Below are 20281 nucleotides of genomic sequence, written 5' to 3' on the forward strand. Positions count from 1 at the left end.
ATCATCGCACCGACGCCCTACCTCTCCCTTGTGGGGAGGTCGGACCGCAGGTTCGGGTGGGGGGCCGGCGCCGCACCCCCACCCCGCTGCTGCGCAGCGACCCTCCCCACAAGGGGGAGGGTAAATGACCGCCATCACCACCACCCCGCCACGCGCCAGAAAACTCGTCGGCGCCGGCCGCCGGCAGTGGATCGGCCTGCTCTATGTCGCGCCGGCCGTGGCGCTGGTCGTCGTCTTCTTCATCATTCCGCTCGGCATGACGGCCTGGATGTCGCTGCACAACTGGCCGCTGATGGGCGAGCATTTTTACATCGGCTTCGACAATTACCGGGCGATCCTGCGCGACAACCGTTTCTGGAACGCGCTGAGCTTCACCGCCTACTACACCGTGATCGTCACCATCGTGATCTTCGCCGTCGCCTTTCCGCTGGCGCTGTTCATCGAAAAGCCCAGGCGGCTGACCGGCTTTTACCGGACATCCTTCTTCATGCCGGCGGTCGTCGGTTTCGCCTCGGCCAGCCTGCTCTGGTCTTGGCTGCTCAATGTCGATTCCGGCCTGTTCAGCCCGGCCGCCTACGATTTCGGCCTGACCGCGAAAAAGTTCAACCTTCTGGCGACGTTCCAGCCGGCCTTCTGGTCGATCATCGCCATGGTCGTCTGGAAGGTGGCGGGCTTCACCATGATCATCCTGATGACCGGCCTGCAGTCGATCCCGACCGATCTGCAGGAAGCGGCGATGATCGACGGGGCAGGGCCGTTCGCGCGCTTTCGCGCCATCACCCTGCCGCTGATGCGCCGCACGCTGGCGCTGGCGCTGATCCTGTCGATCGCCGGCTCGATCCTCGCCTTCGACCAGTTCTACATCATCCTGCGCGGCGGCCCGCGCAACCAGACGCTGACCGCCGTCTACTGGATTTTCAACCAGTCCTTCGTCTCGTTCAAGCTCGGCTATGGCGCGGCGCTGTCGATGATCCTGCTGGCCATACTGGTGGCGCTCAGCCTGGTTCAGCTGTGGCTGCTGCGCAAGCCGGAGGGCATCGACTGATGGCGCAGGCAAGAAGCCGCAGCAGCCGCCTCTGGCTCAGGATCGCCGAGCATTCGACCGGCATGATCGCCTCAGTGCTGTTCATCGCGCCGATCGTCTGGGCCGTGCTGTCGACCTTCAAGCCGGCGCAGGAGGCGCGCCAGCCGCCGCTGCCGCCATGGCCGACGACCGGCTTCTCGATCGAGAACTACCGCACGCTCGACACCTTTGGCGACGGCCTCTGGCTGCCGGCGCAAAACAGCCTCTATGTCGCCTCGATGACGGTGATCCTGTCGGTCGTCGTCAGCGTGCTGGCCGGCTACGGCTTTTCGCGCTTCCGGTTTCCCATGAAGGATGTGCTCTTCATCGTCATCCTGTCGACGATCATGATCCCCTTCCAGTCGATCCTGACGCCGATCTTCCTGGTGCTGACCAAGGTCGGCCTGCACAACACGCTGACCGGGCTGGTCCTGGTCTACACCACGCTGCAATTGCCGTTCTCCATCTTCATGATGCGCAACGCCTTCGACGCGGTGCCGCGCGAGATCGAGGAGGCCGCGCGCATGGACGGCGCCAACAACGTCACCATGCTCTTGAAGGTGATGCTGCCGCTGGTCTGGCCGGGCATCGTCACCATCGCGCTGTTTGCCTTCCTCGGCGCCTGGAACGAATTCCTCGCCGCCCTCGTGCTGATGACCGACCAGTCCAAATTCACGCTGCCGATCATGATGACTGCACTTCAGTCCGGTCGCTTCGGCGCCATCGACTGGGGCGCGGTGCAGGCGGGCGTCACCGTGATGATGGTGCCGTGCCTGGTGCTCTTCCTCTTGCTGCAGCGCTTCTACATCCGCGGCCTGATGGCCGGCGCGGTGAAATGACCCGCCGTGAAATGACCACTATCCAACGGAGTGACACGATGACCGTTCAACCAACCGCCAAGCCCGGCAAACTCGCCTTCCGCCCGCTGCCGGTGCCGCAGGTCGATGTCCGCGGCTTCTGGGGCGACCGTGTCGATGCCGTGGCGTCGCGCACCGCCGACATCCTCTACGAGCGCTGCGTCGAGGCGCGCATGCTGGAGCAGATCGACCCGCACCGGCCCTCGCCGGGCGTCGTCATTCCGTTCCATTCGCCGTCGCCCGACGAGGCGGCCAGCCCCGGCTTCACCGGCTCGACGGTGACGACGCAGATGTTCTGGGACTCCGATTGGGGCAAGACCATCGAGACCGCGGCCTATTCGCTCTACCGGCGCAAGAACGCGGCACTCGAGACGAAGATCGATGCCGTCATCGACCTGTACGGCAGACTGCAACAGGAAGACGGTTATCTCTCCAGCTGGTACCAGCGCATCCAGCCCGGCAAGCGCTGGACCAATCTGCGCGATTGCCACGAGCTCTATTGCGCCGGCCATCTGATCGAAGGCGCGGTCGCCTACTACCAGGCCACCGGCAAGCGCAAGCTGCTGAATATCATGTGCCGCTACGTCGACCATATCGCCGACACCTTCGGTCCGGAGCCGGGCAAGAAGAAGGGCTATTGCGGCCATGAGGAGATCGAGCTGGCGCTGGTCAAGCTGGCGCGGGCGACCGGCGAGCAGAAATACATGGACCTGGCCAGGTATTTCATCGACCAGCGCGGGCAGCAGCCGCATTATTTCGACGAGGAGGCGCGTGCGCGCGGCGCCGATCCGAAGGCCTATCATTTCAAGACTTATGAGTACAACCAGTCGCACAAGCCGGTGCGCGAGCAGGACAAGGTCGTCGGCCATGCGGTCAGGGCGATGTACCTCTATTCCGGCATGGCCGACATCGCCACCGAATATGGCGACGATACGCTCAGGGTGGCGCTCGACCGGCTCTGGAACGATCTCACCACCAAAAACCTCTATATCACCGGCGGCCTCGGGCCGTCGGCGCACAATGAGGGCTTTACCAGCGACTACGACCTGCCCAACGAAACCGCCTATGCCGAGACCTGTGCCTCGGTCGGCCTGGTGTTCTGGGCCAGCCGCATGCTCGGCATGGGCCCCAACGCCCGCTACGCCGACATGATGGAGCGGGCGCTCTACAACGGCTCGATCTCCGGCCTGTCGCTCGACGGCTCGCTGTTCTTCTACGAGAACCCGTTGGAGAGCCGGGGCAGGCACAATCGCTGGAAATGGCATCGCTGCCCCTGTTGCCCGCCGAATATCGGCCGCATGGTCGCCTCCATCGGCAGCTATTTCTACTCCCTGTCGGACGACGCGCTGGCCGTTCATCTCTACGGCGACAGCACCGCGCGCTTCGACATATCGAACCGGGCGGTCAGTCTGATTCAGACCAGCAATTATCCCTGGGATGGCGCGGTCTCGATCCGGATCGAAGCCGAAGCGCCGGTCGAGTTCACCTTGCACCTGCGCGTCCCCTCCTGGTGCGGCAAGGCGGCGCTCAAGGTCAACGGCGCCGCGGTCGATCTGGATGACATCACCAGCGACGGCTATGCCGCGATCCGGCGCGAGTGGCGCCAGGGCGACCGGGTCGAACTCGATCTCGAAATGTCGATCGCCCGTCTGTTCGCCAATCCGGAGGTGCGTCAGGACATCGGCCGCGTCGCACTTGCGCGCGGTCCGCTGATCTATTGCGTCGAGGAGACCGACAATGCCGGCCAGTTGCATCGGATCGCTCTGCCGCGAACGGCAAAAATCGAGGCGCATGCCGAGCCGAACCTGCTCGGCGGCATCGTCACGCTTTCGGCACTTGCCAGCAAGGAAGCGCAGGAAAACTGGGAACCCGGGCTCTATCGCACCGATCCGCCGGCGGTGAGCGAAACGAAAATCACCGCCGTCCCGTACTTTGCCTGGGACAACCGCGAACCTGGTGAGATGCTGGTCTGGCTGCGGGACGGATGAGTTACAGGCTGACGAACGCCGTCAGCGGCAAATGATCCGACGCAACCCGCGACAGCGGCGTGTCATGGGCTTCCACCGACGAGACCATGCCGTGCCGGTTGGCCATGATCCGGTCGAGCGCCAGCACCGGCAGGCCTGAGGGAAAAGTCGGCACCGCCGCCGGCGTGAAACCAAAGGTGGCGTGCAGCGTCTTGAGCGCCGAGCGGTTGCCCAGCCGCCATTCGTTGAGGTCGCCGAGCAGCAGGGTCGGCCTTTCATCCTGGTTGCTCATGATGTCGAGCACGACGCGGGCCTGCTCCGAACGCGAGCGGCGCAACAGGCCGAGATGCGCGGCGATGACGCGCAGAGTGCGCGTTTCGTCGAGGTCGATCTCGGCAACCAGCGCGCCGCGGGGCTCCAGTCCCGGAAGCTTGATCTGATGGACGTCGCGCACGGTGCCGCGCTTGAACAAAAGCACGTTGCCGCGCCAGCCATGGCCCTTGCCGCTTCCGGAAACCGGCACCGGCACAAGCCCTGTTTCGTGTTCGATCCGGGCAAGGTCGAGCAGCCCGGCGCGATCGCCGAAGCGGTTGTCGGCCTCCTGCAGCGCGATGACGTCGGGGCCGATCTCGCGGATGACGCGAGCGGTCCGTTCGGGGTCGAACCTGCGGTCGGTGCCGATGCATTTGTGGACGTTGTAGGAGGCGACCACCATCTGGGCCCTTCAATGTGCTTGCGCGGCGTCGCGTTCGCCTTGCGCGCTTTCCTGCCGCGGATCGACAGGAGCACGGTTTCAGGAAGGCTGCGTCCGTTTATATCCATAGGCCTGCGTTCAATCTGTCCTGATTCTAAAGATAGGGCGATCCCAGCCATAACAACCGGTCAAAAACCCGGATGACAAATGGCCGCGCTCTTAGGGTTGCGAGTGTGACGGGTTTGGCGGAAGCGATTGCCGCTCCGATGCGCCCCTCGATCTCGGCGGCAAAGCCGGTATCCAGCACCTCCAGGTCGATTTCGAAATTCAGCCGCAGCGAGCGGGCGTCGAGGTTGGAGGAGCCGACATAGGCCCAGACGCCATCGACCGACAACAGCTTCGAATGGTCGAACGACCCCTCATGCCGCCAGACGCGGCAATAGTGCTTCAGCACCTGGTCGTATTGCGCCGTCATGGCGCGGCCGACCAGAAAGAGATTGTTGACCGCGGGCACGACGATGTCGATCTCGACGCCGCGCCGGGCCGCCGTGACCAGCGCGCTGACAAATTCCCGGTCCGGCAGGAAATAGGGCGACATGATGCGGATCGATTTGCGGGCGACGGAAAATGCCCCCGTCAGCAATTTGTGGTTGGTTTCGATGCTGGCGTCCGGCCCCGACGCCACCGCGCGCACCAGGATCGGCTGACCGGGAGGCGGCGAGGGCTTTTCTACGTGCCAAACCTCGTCCTTGAGGGCCTCGTTGCCGGCAAAACGCCAGTCCTCGGCGGCAACCGCGAACAGGTCGGCCACGACCGGCCCCGTGACCTGGAAATGCGTATCCGCCGAGCTGGCAGTGCCAGCGAACTCAGCCGAGAACCCCTTGCGGATGTTCATGCCTCCGGTGAATGCCACCGCGCCGTCGACGATCAGGATTTTCCTGTGCGTCCTCAAATTCGCATAGGGAAGTCTCAGGCCCATGACGATGTTGCCGTTGAACAGATCGACGGTGACGCCGGCTTCCCGGAGTGTCCCAAGAATGCTGGGCACGGAATAGCGCACGCCCACCGCATCGATCAGCACGCGAACCGTCACACCGCGCCGGACCGCTCCGGCCAGCGATCCGACAAAACGTCGTCCGATCTCGTCATTGTCGAAGATGTAGGTCTCGAGCAGAATGCTGCGCTGTGCACTGTCTATCGCCCGGCACATTGCTGCGTAAGCTTCGTCGCCGGTCCTGAGGATCGTGATCGCGTTTGCCGACGTCAGTGCGCGCCGCGCCACCCTGTCGCCTAGCGTCTTCAGGCCGGCAAAGCGCTGGCCGAATTCGGCTGAAATGAGTGCTTCGAGCGCAATGTCGTGGTCGTGTTTGGCTGTCTCGGCTTCACCGGCGACGGGCCGCATGGCGCTGATGGTGGCGCGGCGGATGCGGTTGATGCCGGCAATGGCATAGATGATCGCGCCAAGGAACGGCGACAAGATCATCACGCCGACCCAGCCGGTGGCGGCGCGCACGTCTTCCTTGGTCATGATTGCGTGGACGATGCCGATGGCGGCCATCAGCATCGGAATGATCACAAGGATCAGAGGCCAGTAGGTCACAAAGGTCTGCCACATCGGCAGGACTATCGAGCCAGCGGCCGCAGAAGGCAATGCAACGGATCAACCAGGACGGAGGCGCTCGCGCCTCAGTCCTTCGCCCGCTCCACATAAGCGCCATCGGCCGTCATCACCACCACGCGGGTGCCCGGCGCGATGTGCGGCGGCACCAGCGTGCGCACGCCGTTGGAAAGCACGGCCGGCTTGTATGACGAGGACGCCGTCTGGCCTTTGGTCGTCGGCTCCGTCTCGACCACTTCGAAAGTAGCGCGCTGCGGCAGCACCAGGGCTATGGCGATGCCGTTGAACTGCGAAATCTGCACCGCCATGCCTTCGAGCAGGTAGGGCGCCATGTCGCCGACCACGCTTTCCGGCACCGCGACCTGGTCGTAGCTTTCCGGGTTCATGAAGTGATACCCCTCGGCGTCGGCGTAGAGGAAGGTGTGCTCGCGCTCCTCGACATAGGCGCGCTCGACCTGCTCGGTGGTGCGGTAGCGCTCCGAAACCTTCACCCCGTCGGAGATGCGGCGCATGTCGAGCTGGGTGACCGGCGTACCCTTGCCAGGGTGGATGTTTTCGGCAAAGAGGATCACGTAAAGCTTGCCGTCCTTGTCGACGACATTGCCTTTACGGAGCGAACTGGCGATGACCTTCACCACGGTTTTCAATCCTAGACTTCGTTGGCCTGAAACGATCGTTCGGCGCAAATCGGCTGCGAGAGCCGTCGCCGTAGCGCATCTTGGCCCGAACCGCCAGCCCTGTCAGCAATTCCGTTGCCCGGCAAACCCATGACTGGCGCTTCGCCCTGGTGGACGCCGGATGTTCACGCCGACCGCCGGCCGCGGCTGATGGCCCGCAACGCCATAGCTGCCGCCATGCGCGGCTGGTTTGGCGAGCGGGACTTCATCGAGGTCGAGACGGCGGCATTGCAGATTTCGCCCGGCAACGAGGCGCATCTCTCAGCCTTCGCCACCGAGGCGATCGGCGCCGACGGCGCGCGCCGGCCGCTTTATCTCCACACCTCGCCGGAGTTCGCCTGCAAGAAGCTGCTGGCCGCCGGTGAGCGGCGCATCTTCAGCCTGGGCGCCGTCTGGCGCAACCGCGAGCGCGGCCCCTTGCACCATCCCGAATTCACCATGCTGGAATGGTATCGGGTCGGCGAAACCTATGACAGCCTGATGGCCGATTGCGCCGAACTGCTGAAGCTGGCAGCCGAGCGGGCCGGCGCCAAAACCTTCCGCTTTCGCGGCCGCGAGGCCGATCCGTTCGCCGAGCCGGAACGCGTGAGCGTGGCGGAAGCTTTTGCGCGTTACGCCGGCATCGATCTTCTTGCCACCGTTTCTGCCGATGGCGGCACAGACCGCGCCGCACTCCATGATGCTCTGGTCAAGGCCGGCCTGCGCACGGCCGGCGATGACAACTGGGCCGATTTGTTCAGCCGGGTAATGGTCGAGAAGGTCGAACCGGTGCTGGGGCAGGGGCGGGCCACCATCTTGTACGGCTATCCGATCTCGGAAGCGGCGCTCGCCCGGCCGAGCGCGGAGGACCAGCGCGTGGCCGAGCGCTTCGAGCTCTATTGCTGCGGCGTCGAGCTCGCCAATGCTTTTGGCGAACTGACCGATCCGGCCGAGCAGCGCCGGCGCTTTGCCGCCGAGATGGACGAGAAGGAGCGCGTCTATGGCGAGCGCTATCCGCTGGATGAGGATTTTCTCGCCGCCCTCGCCATCATGCCGCAAGCCAGCGGCTCGGCGCTCGGCTTCGACCGGCTGGTGATGCTGGCAACGGGCGCGACGAGGATCGATGACGTGATCTGGACGCCGGTCGCCACTCCTTGACGGAAATCGGCCTCGGTTAAACTCACAAACCGGTCAAGCCGCGCGTCTGTGGCGGCCGCCGCGGATGGGCTTTGCGGGCCGCTTGGGCGCTATGCCGCAGCGGGACAATTGCCCGGGCGCCATTGCACAAGGCGCATCGGGACAATAGATGGTGCAACAGCCGCTACCGCCCGGCGCGGCTTCAGCCAGGACCATGCGCATGACCGATACATCCGAGGCAGCGAAATTGACCGACCGCGTCGCGGCACTGGTCGAGGCTGCCAAGCGGGCCGGCGCCGACGCCGCCGACGCGGTTGCCGTGCGCGGCCGCTCGATCGGCGTGTCGGTGCGGCTGGGAAAGGTCGAGAACACCGAAGCGTCCGAGGGCGACGATGTCTCGCTGCGCGTCTTCGTCGGCAACCGGGTGGCGAGCGTCTCGGCGACGGCGGCATCGGACCCCAAGGCGCTGGCTGAACGCGCCGTGGCCATGGCCAAAGTCTCGCCCGAGGACCCCTATCAGGGTCTCGCCGATCCGGCTTTGCTGGTCGGCAAGGTGCGCGACCTCGATCTGTTCGACGCCACCGAGGTTTCGGCCGATCAGTTGAAGGAAGCGGCCCTTGCCGCCGAGGAAGCGGCCCTTGCAGTCAAGGGCGTCACCAATTCGGCCGGCAGCGGCGCCAGCGCCGGTCTTGGCGGGCTGGTGCTGGCCACGTCGAACGGCTTCGTCGGCCACTATGTCGCATCGCGCTTTTCGCGTTCGGCCAGCGTTATTGCGGGCGAAGGCACCGGCATGGAGCGCGACTACGAATACTCCTCGAACCAGCATTTTTCCGATCTCGACGCGCCGGAGCTGATCGGCCGCAAGGCCGGCGAGCGCGCCGTGCGCCGCCTCGGCGCCCGCAAGGCGGCGACCGGTCCGGTCAAGGTGGTGTTCGATCCGCGCGTCGCGCGCGGCATTGCCGGTCATCTCGCCGGCGCCATCAACGGCGCTTCGGTGGCGCGCAAGACCAGTTTTTTGCGCGAGATGATGGGCAAGCAGGTTGCGTCGGCTGCCATCACCGTCACCGACGAGCCGCTGCGGCGTCGCGGCCAGGCCTCGCGCCCGTTCGACGGCGAAGGCGTCGAGGGCGAAAAGCTGTTGATGGTCGAGAACGGCGTGCTGAAGCACTGGTTCCTGTCGACGTCCGCCGCGCGGGAATTGGGGCTGACCACCAACGGACGCGGCGCGCGCAGCGGCTCGTCGGTATCGCCGTCTTCGACCAATCTCGCCATCGAGCCGGGCGACAGGACGCCGGAAGACCTGATCAGGTCGCTAAAATCCGGCTTTTATGTCACCGAAGTGTTCGGCCAGGGCGTCGACATGGTGACCGGCGAATACAGCCGTGGCGCATCCGGCTTCTGGATCGACAATGGTGAGCTTGCTTATCCGGTGGCCGAGGTGACCATCGCCTCGAATTTGAAGACGATGTTCCTCAATATGGTTCCGGCGAGCGATCTTGACCGCGATTTCGGCACTGCCGCACCGACGCTGCTGATCGAAGGAATGACCCTTGCCGGAGCGTGACCCGGTCATATCGGCCGGGGCCTCGGAAGACCTCGATCTGCTGCGCGACGCCGCCCGCGAGGCGGGCGCGATCGCCATGCGCTATTTCGGCAAAAACCCGCAAGTGTGGATGAAGGGCGGCACCTCGCCGGTCAGCGAAGCCGACCACGCGGCGGACGCCTATCTGCGCGAGACCCTGCTTGCGGCGCGGCCGGACTATGGCTGGCTGTCGGAGGAAACGACTGACGATCCGGCACGGCTTCTGGCGCGGCGCACCTTTGTCGTCGACCCCATAGACGGCACCCGCGGCTTCCTCGAAGGCCTGCGCTCGTGGTGCGTCAGCGTCGCGGTGGTCGAGAATGGCCGCACGCTCACCGGTGTGCTCGAATGTCCGGCCAAGGGCGAAACCTATTGGGCGCTGCCTGGCCATGGAGCTTTCCGCAACGGCAAGCCGATTGCCGTGCGCGGCCTGGGCAAGACGGTCGAGATCGGCGGGCTGAAGCAGTTGATCGACCTGATGCCGGCGCAATGGCAGGGCCGGGTGCGGCGGGCGGCGCACATTCCCTCTCTCGCCTACCGGCTGGCGATGGTCGCCAACGGCACGCTCGACGCAACCTTCGTCAAGCCCAACGCGCATGACTGGGATATCGCCGCCGCCGATCTCATCTTGCGCGAGGCTGGCGGCGCCGTGCTCGACGGCCATGGCCGCGCGCCGCTTTATGCCGGGGAGATCATCCGTCACGGCGCGCTGGTCGCCGGCAGCGGGCAGCTGCTGACCGTGCTTGCCGGCGTCATTGCCGATACGGAAGCGTGATCGAAGGTTCCAAAGTCGGCAGCTTTGGGCTAGACCTGTCGCAAACTCACAATATGTGAAGGACCGAAATGGCCGCGGAAGACGGAAAGAAACAGCTTTTGCACCTGGTGTTCGGCGGCGAGCTGAAGAAGCTGGGAGGCACCGAGTTCCGCGATCTCGACGCGCTCGACATCGTTGGCGTTTATCCGGACTATCAAACCGCGCACACCGCGTGGAAGGCAAAGGCGCAAGCCAGCGTGGACAATGCCCATATGCGCTATTTCGTCGTCCATCTGCACCGGCTGCTCGACCCTGAAAGCAAGGCCGCCGGTTGACAGCGATGGAGCATGAAACGGTGAAAGGGCAGCCCACCGGCGCCGCGGTCCGAAGAAGACGCGGCGGCAGTTCGAAGACATTCTGGCGCAAGATCCGCGAGCCGTTGGCGCAGTCGCGAATCGTCAAGAGCATGATCGTCAGCCTGCTCGCCCAGTTCGTCCGCCTGGTGCGCCTGACCAACCGCGTGGTCGAAGGCTCGGCTAAATTTTCAGGCGGCGACTACGCCGAATTCGAACCCGGCATCATCGCGCTCTGGCATGGCCAGCATCTGCTGACCCCAGCCTATTATCCCAAGGGACGGCCGCTGGTCGCCATGGTCTCGCGCAGCGCCGACGCCGAACTCAACGCGCTGATGATCGAAAAATTCGGCATCGAGGCGGTGCGCGGCTCCGGCGGGCGTGAAAGCACGAAGCATCTCGACAAGGGCGGCGCCAAGGCGCTCATCGCCCTGAAAAAGTCACTCGTGGCCGGCAAGAACGTCGCCATGATCGCCGACATTCCCCACGGCACGCCGCGCGACGCGGGGCTTGGTATCGTTCTGCTGGCACGCCTTTCCGGCCGGCCGATCATGCCTGCCGCCATCGCCACCAGCCGCCGCAAGGTGCTGGAAAGGAGCTGGGACAAGACCACCATCAACCTGCCGTTCGGCCGCTCCTCGATCGTCATCGGAACGCCGGTTTTCGTGCCGGCCAATGCCGACGAGGCCGAAATGGAGCGCAAGCGCCAGGAAGTCACGGCCGCGCTCAATGCCGCAACCGCCGAGGCCTATCGGCTCGTGGACGGCAGGCCATGAGCGTCGGCTGGGCGCGCGCCTTCCTGGCGGCCTACCGCCTTGCCGGTGCAGCCGCCTATCCGCTGATGGGTCCCTATGTCGCCTGGCGCACATCGCAGGGCAAGGAAGACCGCAGCCGCAGCCGTGAGCGCTACGGCGTTGCCGGGCGGCCGCGCCCCGAAGGGCCGGTGATCTGGATCCATGCGGCAAGCGTCGGCGAGACCCTTGCGGTCGTGCCGCTGGTGCAAAGCATCCTCGACTACGGTGTCAACATCGTGCTGACGACGGGAACAGTGACCTCGGCGCAGGTTGCCGACGAACGGCTGGGCGACCGCATCATCCACCAATATGTTCCGCTCGACCTCAAGCCGGCCGTCAGCCGCTTTCTCGATCACTGGCGGCCGGACCTGGCTATCATCGCCGAATCCGAGATATGGCCGATGACGATCCTCGAGCTCGGCGCCCGCCACGTGCCGCAGGTGCTGGTCAACGGCCGGCTCTCCGACCGTTCGTTCAAATCCTGGAAGAAGCGCGCCAACATCGCCGAGGCGCTGTTCGAGAACCTTGCACATGTCGTTGCCCAGTCGGATGTCGACGGCGAACGGTTTCGCGCGCTTGGCGCCCGGCCGGTCACCGTGTCCGGCAACCTCAAGGTCGACACCTTGCCGCCGCCCGTCGACGAACGGGCGCTGGCGACGCTGAAGCGCCAGATCGCCGGCCGCCCGACCTGGGCGGCAATTTCGACCCATGACGGCGAGGAGGTGGTCGCGGCGGAAGTCCACGCCACGCTCTACAAGCGCCACCATGGCCTGCTGACGATCATCGTCCCGCGCCATCCCGACCGCGCCGAAGCGCTGGCCGCACAGATTTCCGGCATGGGCCTGAAGCTGGCGCGGCGCAGCAAGGGCGACCGGATCACCGCCGACAGCGATATCCTGCTCGGCGATACGATCGGCGAGATGGGGCTTTATCTCCGGCTGACGGAAATCGCCTTTGTCGGCCGCTCGCTGACCTCGGAAGGCGGCCAGAATCCGCTGGAGCCGGCCATGCTCGACACCGCTGTGCTGGCCGGCCGCAACGTCCAGAATTTTCGCGAGGCCTATCAGCGCCTGCTCGACAGCGGCGGCGCCAAGCTGGTGCGCGACCGCGACATGCTGGCCGGCGCCGTCAATTTCCTGCTGAGCAATGAAGTTGCGCGCCACGAGATGATGGCGGCCGGTGCCGCCACAGTCGACCAGATGCGCGGTGCGCTGGCGCACACGCTGAAGTCGCTCGAGCCTTATATCCAGCCATTGATCGTCAAGTCGCGCCTGAAGGGCGCCGACGGGCGATAGGTGGCGTCGGAAGCACCACCTTTCTGGTGGGAAGCGCCGGACTGGCGGGTCTTTGCGCTGTCGCCGCTATCAGCCGTCTATGGCATCGTCGCCGGCCGCCGCATGCATCGGGCGGTACGTGAAAAGATCGACGCGCCAGTGCTTTGCGTCGGCAACTTCACCGTCGGCGGCAGCGGCAAGACGCCGGTCGCCATCGCGCTGGCAAAGCAGGCCAGGCGCATGCAACTCAATCCCGGATTCCTGTCGCGCGGCCATGGCGGCTCGTTCGCGCAGCCGCATGTCGTCGATGCCGGTCACGACGCTGCCAAGCATGTCGGCGACGAGCCGCTGCTTTTGGCCGAGCACGCGCCGGTTGCGGTGAGCCCCAACCGCGCTGCCGGCGCCAAGCTGCTCCTGGAAGCCCATGGTTGCGATTTCCTGATCATGGATGACGGTTTTCAGAGCGCGCGCATCCATATCGATTATGCGCTGGTCGTCGTCGACGCCCGTTACGGCATCGGCAACGGCCGGGTCATTCCGGGCGGTCCGCTGAGAGCCAACATCGTCGACCAACTGGTGTTCACCGACGGGCTGTTGAAGATGGGCGAGGGCGCTGCCGCCGACCAGGTCGTGCGCCAAGCGGCGCGTGCCGGCCGGCCGATCTTCGAGGCGCATGCCGAGCCCGCGGCCAAGGAGCGGTTCGCCGGCCGGCGGTTCCTCGCCTTTGCCGGCATCGGCCACCCCGAAAAATTCTTCGACACGCTGCGCGGCACTGGTGCGGAAGTGGCGCTGAGCCGGTCGTTTCCGGACCATCACTTCTATGCCCCTGATGAACTCGCGGAACTGGCGGCAACCGCGCGCCGCGATGGACTGGGCCTCGTCACCACCGCCAAGGACGCCGCCCGGCTGCGCCACGGCGCTGCCCCGGCCGATTTCCTCGCTGAACTCGCCGTGCTGGAGATCGACGCCACGTTCGAACTCGACACTGTGCCGGAGCGCATCATCGACGAGACGCTGGGTGCCTGGAGACAGCGCCGGCTGCGAGGGTAGGGCGCTCCCGCGTTGACACAGGATATTTCTCGCCGCTTATCACTATTATAAGTCAGACCGGCTTCAGCGCGGGGGGTGGAATGGTTAGGTTGCGGGCACTCTTTGTGGGCTTTGTTCTTGTGGCGATGGCGAACCCATCTTCGGCGCAGGCACCCACCGCGACCGACAGCGAATTTCTGGTCTCGGTCACCGAAGCGGACGGTGCTACCCACGTTCGGCCCTCAAACATTGTACCGCTTATCCCCGATAGCGCCTGCTTTGAATGGCGCGTACGTCTGGCGCAAGGCGACAGACTGGTATCGGTCACCGAGGTGTTCGCGCTTCCCGCGGAGCCCAGGCAGTGGGGTGGTATCGACGGAAACGAATACAGCTTGAGCAAGCTATCGGGCGATCGAAGGGTCTCCGAGACCACCATGTTCTACAAACCGCAGGACGGATGGATCTCGCATGGCTGGTGCATGGCCGAGGGTGATCCGATCGGGCCGTATTCCATCAAAGTGCTTGTCGGAGATCGGCTTGTTCATAAATTCGACTTTTCGGTCGAAAACGCGCCGGCATCCTCAAAGCCATAGTCCTGCAGGCGTTCCAGGAAAATCAGATCGACGGTGAGCCTTGCTTTCCGGTGTGCCGATCTAACCCCGGCTGCGCAGGTCCGGATGCATCTCGATCTCGCGGCGCAGCGAGGCGGCGGCGCTGACATAGGGCTCCTGCCTGGCGACGCTCCAATATTTGAGCTCGTCCAGCGGAATGCTCTCGCCGGTCACCGCGCAGCGCACGAAGGCGCCGGGGCTGGTGACCTGGAAGTCGCCGTCGAGATAGCGGATACGGGCTTCCTTGCCGCCGGGGCCTTCGAAGCGGTTCATCATGGAGTGGTGCCAAGATTCATGCTGATTTCATCGCCATAAATTGCCGGCAAGGTCAAGCTTGACGCAATGCTGAGGCGCTATTGTCGCTCCAAACCATTCTTATGGGACCGGTATGGACATTTCATCCGCCCGCCTGACCGCGCTGCTGCGTGAGGCCATGATGTTGGCAGCGTTGCCGTCGGCGAAGGCCGATCCGGCGAAAGCAGCACTTATAAAGGCGCTGGTGCAGCCGCCGACGCCGTCCGGCGCGCCTTTGCAGCCGGCAGCGGCGCCGGCGCTGCAGGCGCTGTTGTCCGCGGCAACGGCAAAGGGGCAGCAGACGGGTTCTGCCGAGATCCTCCAGGCCTATCTGGCCCTTGCCGAGCCTAGTGACGCCACGCCCGACGATACCGGGCCGACAACCGCTGCGATAGGCAAGGCGACGCCAGCGAACGACGATGCACAGCGCGGTCTGCCGCTGCCGCCGGCAAGGGCCGAAGATGGCGCTGCCGCAAAGCCCGCAGGACTGCCCTGGTTTGCGCTTCTCGCACCGGGGGTTTCGCCGCCGCGCCGCGCCTCCGCCACCGACGCGGCGGCGAAGCGGGGGCAGGCGATGTCTGGGTCGAATGACACGGTCCAGCCCGAAGGCCGGCAGCAGATGCGTGTCGGCCTGATGGCGCTGGCTGCCGGGTTTCTGGCCGTTGCCATTGTCGGGCTCGCCCTGCTGGTGCTTCGCTGAGCACCGAACGATCGCCGCTATCGCTCGGCTTCGAGGAACGCTTCCATCTTGTCCATCGCCAGCCCCGCCTCGACGGCGATCCGGCGAGAAAGTTCGGCGGCAGCCATGCGCGGCCGCCCGAGCGGCCGGTCGAGCCAGTACGACACCGGGTTCAGCGCCGTGCGCTCGTCGACGGCGACGATGCGGCCTGCCTCCAACTGGTGTCCGGTCAGCGGCGGCCGTGCCAGCGCGATGCCGAGCCCATAGGCGGCAGCGTCGAGCACCAGATTGTAGTCCTCGAAGCGGCGATCCTGCGGGCGCGGGCGGTAGTCCATCCCTTGCGCGGCAAACCAGGCACGCCAGCCGGAGGCGTCGGAATCGTTGATCAGTGGAAACCTCAGCAGCCGGGCCGGGTCGCCGCGGCCGATCTCGCGGGCAAGGCCGGGCGCGGCGACGGGAAAGACATGTTCCTCGAACAGCTTCACCGAGATGCGGCCCGGAATGCCGCCGCGGCCGCAGCGGACCGACAGGTCGATGCCTTCATCGGCAAGGTCGGCTTGGCGGATGTCGACGTCGAGCACGATGCGCAGCTTGGTGGGATTGTTCTCCAGCGCCGCCATGCGTGGCATCAGCCACAGCCCGCTGACGGAGGGTATCGAGGTCAGCCGCACCACGGCGGTGCCGCGCGGCTCGACCCAGCGGTCGGAATGGCTGGAGATCAGCGCAAAGGCTTCCGCCGTGCGCAGATGCAGGCGGTTGCCCTCGATGGTCAGCGAGACGCCACGCGCGCCGCGGTCGAACACTTTCAAGCCCAGCCAGTCTTCCAGCTTGGCGATCTGCCGGCTGACGGCGCCGTGGGTGATGTTGAGCTTCTCGGCCGCGGCCGAAAAGCTCCCCGTTCGCGCCGCCGCATCGAAGGCGCGCAGGGTCTCGAGCGGCACCATTGTGTCTGAGCTGTGATCCATAGTCACAGGTGATCCTCGATTTGATCGTTTGTCAACGGCGCCGAAAAGGCGCTTTCTGCCTTTCAACACTCTGGGAACCCGAGGACAGGCAGATGAGCGCAACGACCAGCACGTCGAATCCGACACAGCGGATGGACACCACGGCGGCCATCGCCGTGGCCTTGACGGTGGTTGGCTGGGCCTCGGCCTTTCCCGCGATCCGTGCCGGCCTCGCCGCTTTCGGGCCGCTGGAACTCGGTGCGCTGCGCTTTGCCATTGCCGCGGTGCCGGCGGCGATCTTTCTTGCCGTCAGGCGCCCGGCGCTGCCGAGGCTCGACGAAGTGTGGCGCCTGGTCTTTGGCGGCGCCATCTTCGTCGCGCTCTACACTGTCATGCTCAATTTCGGCGAATTGACGGTTTCGGCGGGTGCCGCCGGTTTCATCATCAATGTCAGCCCGATCTTCACCGCCATCATGGCAATGGCATTGCTCGGCGAGCGCTTCTCAAGCTGGGCCTGGTTCGGCACGGCGATTTCTTTCGCCGGCATCGGCATCATCGCTGTGGCTGACGGCAATGGCTTGAGTTTCGACACCGGCGCGCTGCTGGTTCTTGGCTCCGCGCTGTGCTCGGCCGTCAACACGATCGTCCAGAAGCCGCTCTTTGCCCGCCATCACCCGCTGACCATTTCGGCCTCCAACATGATCCTTGGCGCTCTTTGCCTGGCACCCTTTCTGCCGAGCGGCTTTGCGCAGGCCGCGGTCGCCAACACGGCCGGTATCGGCGCCGTGATCTTTCTTGGCATCGTGCCCAGCCTGATCGCCTATGCCGCCTGGGCAACCGCACTGTCGCGTCTTCCGGCAGCGCGCGCCTCGAACTTCCTCTATCTGGTCTCGCCCATGTCGGCCCTGATCGGCTTCTTCTGGCTGGGCGAAGTGCCGACGCTACTTGGTATCCTCGGCGGCGCCCTGGCGCTGGGCGGCGTGATCGTGGTGAATTTAAAGCGTTAAAACAAATGATTTGAGCTGTTTTCGGACTCAAACCGAGAACCGCTTCCATCAGAATGCAGACACCCAGAGGAAGGACAGCTATGGTACGCTGCCTTCACTGGGGGACGGAATGGGAAGACTGTTCATATCGGCAATTTTTTTGCGTTTTGCTGCTGACCGGGAAAGCCGCCGCGGGCTGGTATCAGGTCGAAAACTACGAAGGCTCCATCGGACCTAACCCCGTCCACCTATCGCTGCAGAGATATGACAGTTTCGGCAGCGGGATTACGGTCGAGGGGAGCTATTTCCACGACGCGAAGCAAAGCCCGATAGCGGTGTACGGCAAGATCAGTGGCACCAGCGTCTTCCTTTGCGAGATTGCGGACGACAGGGAGTTCGACCGGGTGCTGGTCATGGGATCGAAAACGCCCGTTGGCACCACCGGATGTCCGTTTTCTCTCGACCTTGGCGAAAGCGGCGCAACAGGGACTTGGAGCAAGGGCTCGGACAAGTTCCCGATCACGCTGAAGAAGGTCGCAAACCTCGACGATACCGGTGAGGCGAAGGTTGACGGCACCGTCGAGATTCCCTTCTGGGCGCAAACAGCAACCCACAGATTTGCCGGGGTCTACGAGAAAGCGGGCTTTCTCGTCTGCATGAATAAGCTGCGGGTCATCGATAAGAAGAAAAAGAAGGTCGTTCAGGAGATCGCTTTCGATGACGACGATTGCGATGCCGGCATGCTGATGACTCCCATCTACATGAATGTTCAAAAACAGGTTGGGAGAAGCTTCGAGATAATCTCCGTGAATTTTCGCGGCGGTAGCGCCGGTTACTCAAGGGATTACGTTTTCTCTCATAGGTTCAAGGATTATCGCCTGTTGGTGAATTGAGCGTGTGGCCTGACCTGGCTTGTGCTCACCGCCGCCCAAACAGCCGCTCTATGTCGGCGAGCTTGAGTTCGATATAGGTCGGGCGGCCGTGGTTGCAGGTGCCGGAGCCGGGAGTCGCCTCCATCTGTCGCAGCAGTGCGTTCATCTCCTCGGCCTTGAGCAGCCGGCCGGAGCGCACCGAGCCATGGCAGGCCATGGTGGCGGCGATCTTGTCCAGTCGTTCCTTCAGCGTTTCGATCGTGTCGTTGTCGGCGATCTCGTCGGCAAGATCACGCACCAATTGCTGGACATTGGTTTCGCCGAGCATCGACGGCGTCTCGCGCACCGCCACCGCGCCGGGACCGAAACGCTCAATGCCGAGGCCGAACCGGGCCAGCGTTTCGGAATGCATGGCCAGCCGCTCGGCGTCCTCCTCCGGCAGGTCGACGATCTCCGGCAGAAGCAGCATCTGCGAGGGCACCGCGCGCGAGTGCAGGGCATTCTTCAGCGCCTCGTAGACCAGCCGCTCATGCGCCGCGTGCTGGTCGACGATGACAAGCGAATCCCTGGTCTGGGCGACGATGTAGTTCTCGTGGACCTGCGCGCGGGCGGCGCCCAGCGCGGTGCCGAGCAGCGTCTCGGCCGGCTCGGCTAAGCCGGCACGCGCATCGGCGCTGGCGAGCGGACCGGCGTCGAATGCAGCCTGGTCGTTTTCGCGGAAGCCGGCGCCGTCAAATCCCATATCCAGCGGCCGCTGTGGCGAGCGGTCAAAGCCCGAAAAGCCCGAGGCCCGGTAGGCCGCGTCATAACTGCGATGACCGTTGGCAGGACCCGCATGGGCGTAGGAGGCGGCTCCCGGCCGGAACGCCGCCACCATCCCGGCGGCCCCGCTGGTGGCGGCGCGGATGCCGGCATTGGCCAGCACCTCGCGGATGGCGCCGACGATCAGCCCGCGCACCAGGCCGGGATCGCGGAAGCGAACATCGGCCTTGGCTGGGTGGACATTGACGTCGACGGTCGCCGGATCGAGCGTCAGGAACAGCACCGTGACAGCATGCCGGTCGCGCGGCAGCACGTCGGCGAAGGCGCCGCGAATGGCGCCGGCGATCAGCTTGTCGCGCACCGGACGGCCGTTGACATAGGCATATTGCTGCAGCGCGTTGGCGCGGGTGAAGGACGGGATCGAGACGTGGCCGGTCAGGTGCACGCCGTCCCGGCTGGCGTCGATAGCGATGGAATTGTCGGGAAACTCGGCGCCCATGACTTGCGCGACGCGGCGCAGGCTGCCTTCCGCCGTGTCGTCGGTTGCCGGCAATTCCAGCGTCGAGCGGTCGGAGCCGGCGAGCGTAAAGCGCACGGCAGGGAAGGCGATGGCGATGCGCTTGACCACGTCGCTGGTGGCCGAGCTTTCGGCCCGCTCGCCCTTCATGAATTTGAGCCGCGCCGGCGTGGCAAAGAACAGGTCGCGCACCTCGACCGTGGTGCCGCGGTTGGCCGCCGCCGGTTTGACCGCCGAAACGCGGCCGCCTTCGATGGCGATCTCGGCTGCAGCGTCGCCTGCGGCCGTGCGCGAGCGAACCGACAGTCGCGACACCGAACCAATTGACGGCAATGCCTCGCCACGGAACCCGAGCGAGCGGATATCGTGAATGTTGTCGGCAAGTTTCGAGGTGCAGTGGCGCGCAATGGCCAGCGCCAGTTCCTGTTCGGGGATACCGGAGCCGTCATCGGTGACGCGGATCAGGTTCAGCCCGCCGCCGGCAGTGACGACCTCGACGCGGGAGGCGCCGGCGTCGAGCGCGTTTTCGACCAGTTCCTTCACCACGCTCGCCGGACGCTCGATGACTTCGCCGGCGGCGATCTGGTTGATCATCGTTTCGGAAAGCTGGCGAATGGGCATGGGGGTATTATAGGCGGATTCGAAGGGTGTGCGGAAGGCTTCAATGAATGCCGGACATTGGAGACGCCAGCGGGACAGCACCCCCTCTGGCCTGCCGGCCATCTCCCCGCAAGGAGGGAGATCAGATGTCACGACGGCTTTCGCCAATCTTCAATGCTTGAAGGGTGACGCGACATATGAACTGCCAATCTCCCCCTTGCGGGGGAGATGTCCGGCA

19 protein-coding genes and 1 pseudogene are annotated in these 20281 nt (G+C 64.9%); 14 read left to right on the plus strand and 6 right to left on the minus strand.

Annotated features, from left to right (window positions below; translation table 11 throughout):
* Nucleotides 1-124 precede the first annotated feature (124 nt).
* Genes NLY44_RS03350 through NLY44_RS03360 form a run of 3 tightly spaced genes read left to right on the plus strand, consistent with a single transcriptional unit; the run spans nt 125 to nt 3908 of the window.
* A complete protein-coding gene (locus tag NLY44_RS03350) occupies nt 125-1045 on the plus strand; it encodes a carbohydrate ABC transporter permease (RefSeq protein WP_023705752.1) in 921 nt (306 codons plus the stop codon).
* A complete protein-coding gene (locus NLY44_RS03355) occupies nt 1045-1902 on the plus strand; it encodes a carbohydrate ABC transporter permease (protein ID WP_023805029.1) in 858 nt (285 codons plus the stop codon). The genes NLY44_RS03350 and NLY44_RS03355 overlap by 1 nt, the downstream gene beginning before the upstream one ends.
* A gap of 38 nt (nt 1903-1940) precedes the next feature.
* Nucleotides 1941-3908, plus strand: a complete 1968-nt coding sequence (locus NLY44_RS03360) for a glycoside hydrolase family 127 protein (RefSeq protein WP_023805030.1) — start codon at nt 1941-1943, stop codon at nt 3906-3908.
* Between the two features lies 1 nt (nt 3909).
* Here the strand turns inward: NLY44_RS03360 and NLY44_RS03365 are convergent.
* The 3 genes and pseudogenes from NLY44_RS03365 to efp all read right to left on the minus strand — a co-directional run bounded on the left by NLY44_RS03365 (nt 3910) and on the right by efp (nt 6837).
* A pseudogene (locus NLY44_RS03365) lies at nt 3910-4709 on the minus strand (endonuclease/exonuclease/phosphatase family protein).
* 26 nt (nt 4710-4735) lie between these two features.
* Nucleotides 4736-6196, minus strand: a complete 1461-nt coding sequence (locus tag NLY44_RS03370) for a phospholipase D-like domain-containing protein (RefSeq protein WP_023805031.1) — start codon at nt 6194-6196, stop codon at nt 4736-4738.
* A gap of 71 nt (nt 6197-6267) precedes the next feature.
* Nucleotides 6268-6837, minus strand: coding sequence for an elongation factor P (gene efp, locus NLY44_RS03375; RefSeq protein WP_023682947.1), 570 nt, complete (start codon nt 6835-6837; stop codon nt 6268-6270).
* 129 nt (nt 6838-6966) lie between these two features.
* Here efp and epmA point away from each other — a divergent pair, with 129 nt between their 5' ends.
* From epmA to NLY44_RS03415, 8 genes are all read left to right on the plus strand, one after another.
* Nucleotides 6967-8013, plus strand: coding sequence for an EF-P lysine aminoacylase EpmA (gene epmA, locus NLY44_RS03380; RefSeq protein WP_023805032.1), 1047 nt, complete (start codon nt 6967-6969; stop codon nt 8011-8013).
* A 199-nt stretch (nt 8014-8212) separates the two neighbouring features.
* Entirely contained in the window at nt 8213-9556 is a 1344-nt protein-coding gene (locus NLY44_RS03385; RefSeq protein WP_023805033.1) for a TldD/PmbA family protein, read from the plus strand.
* A complete protein-coding gene (locus tag NLY44_RS03390; RefSeq protein ID WP_023682944.1) occupies nt 9543-10349 on the plus strand; it encodes a 3'(2'),5'-bisphosphate nucleotidase CysQ in 807 nt (268 codons plus the stop codon). The genes NLY44_RS03385 and NLY44_RS03390 overlap by 14 nt, the downstream gene beginning before the upstream one ends.
* A gap of 68 nt (nt 10350-10417) precedes the next feature.
* Nucleotides 10418-10663, plus strand: coding sequence for a DUF4170 domain-containing protein (locus NLY44_RS03395; protein WP_023682943.1), 246 nt, complete (start codon nt 10418-10420; stop codon nt 10661-10663).
* Nucleotides 10664-10668: 5 nt separating this feature from the next.
* Nucleotides 10669-11457 carry a lysophospholipid acyltransferase family protein gene (locus NLY44_RS03400; protein ID WP_023805034.1) on the plus strand — a complete coding sequence of 263 codons (789 nt, stop codon included), beginning with the start codon at nt 10669-10671 and terminating at the stop codon, nt 11455-11457.
* Nucleotides 11454-12770 carry a lipid IV(A) 3-deoxy-D-manno-octulosonic acid transferase gene (gene waaA, locus NLY44_RS03405; RefSeq protein ID WP_023689593.1) on the plus strand — a complete coding sequence of 439 codons (1317 nt, stop codon included), beginning with the start codon at nt 11454-11456 and terminating at the stop codon, nt 12768-12770. Before NLY44_RS03400 ends, waaA begins: the two co-directional genes overlap by 4 nt.
* Nucleotides 12771-13799 carry a tetraacyldisaccharide 4'-kinase gene (gene lpxK, locus NLY44_RS03410; RefSeq protein ID WP_023805035.1) on the plus strand — a complete coding sequence of 343 codons (1029 nt, stop codon included), beginning with the start codon at nt 12771-12773 and terminating at the stop codon, nt 13797-13799.
* An 89-nt stretch (nt 13800-13888) separates the two neighbouring features.
* The gene (locus tag NLY44_RS03415; protein ID WP_155922435.1) at nt 13889-14371 is read left to right on the plus strand and encodes a PM0630 family protein; all 483 of its coding nucleotides are present in this window, start codon (nt 13889-13891) and stop codon (nt 14369-14371) included.
* Between the two features lie 60 nt (nt 14372-14431).
* Here the strand turns inward: NLY44_RS03415 and NLY44_RS03420 are convergent, their stop codons facing one another.
* Nucleotides 14432-14665: a DUF2093 domain-containing protein gene (locus NLY44_RS03420; RefSeq protein ID WP_023694434.1), complete on the minus strand. Its 234-nt coding sequence runs from the start codon at nt 14663-14665 to the stop codon at nt 14432-14434.
* A 112-nt stretch (nt 14666-14777) separates the two neighbouring features.
* Between NLY44_RS03420 and NLY44_RS03425 the strand changes: the two genes are divergently transcribed.
* The gene (locus NLY44_RS03425; protein ID WP_023805037.1) at nt 14778-15383 is read left to right on the plus strand and encodes a hypothetical protein; all 606 of its coding nucleotides are present in this window, start codon (nt 14778-14780) and stop codon (nt 15381-15383) included.
* Between the two features lie 17 nt (nt 15384-15400).
* On the opposite strand, the gene NLY44_RS03430 is transcribed toward NLY44_RS03425, so the two are convergent.
* The gene (locus NLY44_RS03430; RefSeq protein ID WP_023805038.1) at nt 15401-16327 is read right to left on the minus strand and encodes a LysR family transcriptional regulator; all 927 of its coding nucleotides are present in this window, start codon (nt 16325-16327) and stop codon (nt 15401-15403) included.
* A 92-nt stretch (nt 16328-16419) separates the two neighbouring features.
* Between NLY44_RS03430 and NLY44_RS03435 the strand changes: the two genes are divergently transcribed.
* Both NLY44_RS03435 and NLY44_RS03440 read left to right on the plus strand, forming a co-directional pair.
* Nucleotides 16420-17313 carry a DMT family transporter gene (locus tag NLY44_RS03435; protein WP_023805039.1) on the plus strand — a complete coding sequence of 298 codons (894 nt, stop codon included), beginning with the start codon at nt 16420-16422 and terminating at the stop codon, nt 17311-17313.
* Between the two features lie 80 nt (nt 17314-17393).
* The gene (locus tag NLY44_RS03440) at nt 17394-18185 is read left to right on the plus strand and encodes a hypothetical protein (RefSeq protein ID WP_156940983.1); all 792 of its coding nucleotides are present in this window, start codon (nt 17394-17396) and stop codon (nt 18183-18185) included.
* Between the two features lie 25 nt (nt 18186-18210).
* On the opposite strand, the gene mutL is transcribed toward NLY44_RS03440, so the two are convergent.
* Nucleotides 18211-20064, minus strand: coding sequence for a DNA mismatch repair endonuclease MutL (mutL, locus tag NLY44_RS03445; protein ID WP_023805041.1), 1854 nt, complete (start codon nt 20062-20064; stop codon nt 18211-18213).
* Between the last annotated feature and the right edge of the window lie 217 nt (nt 20065-20281).

This window comes from Mesorhizobium sp. C089B (assembly GCF_030323125.1).
Taxonomy (GTDB): domain Bacteria; phylum Pseudomonadota; class Alphaproteobacteria; order Rhizobiales; family Rhizobiaceae; genus Mesorhizobium.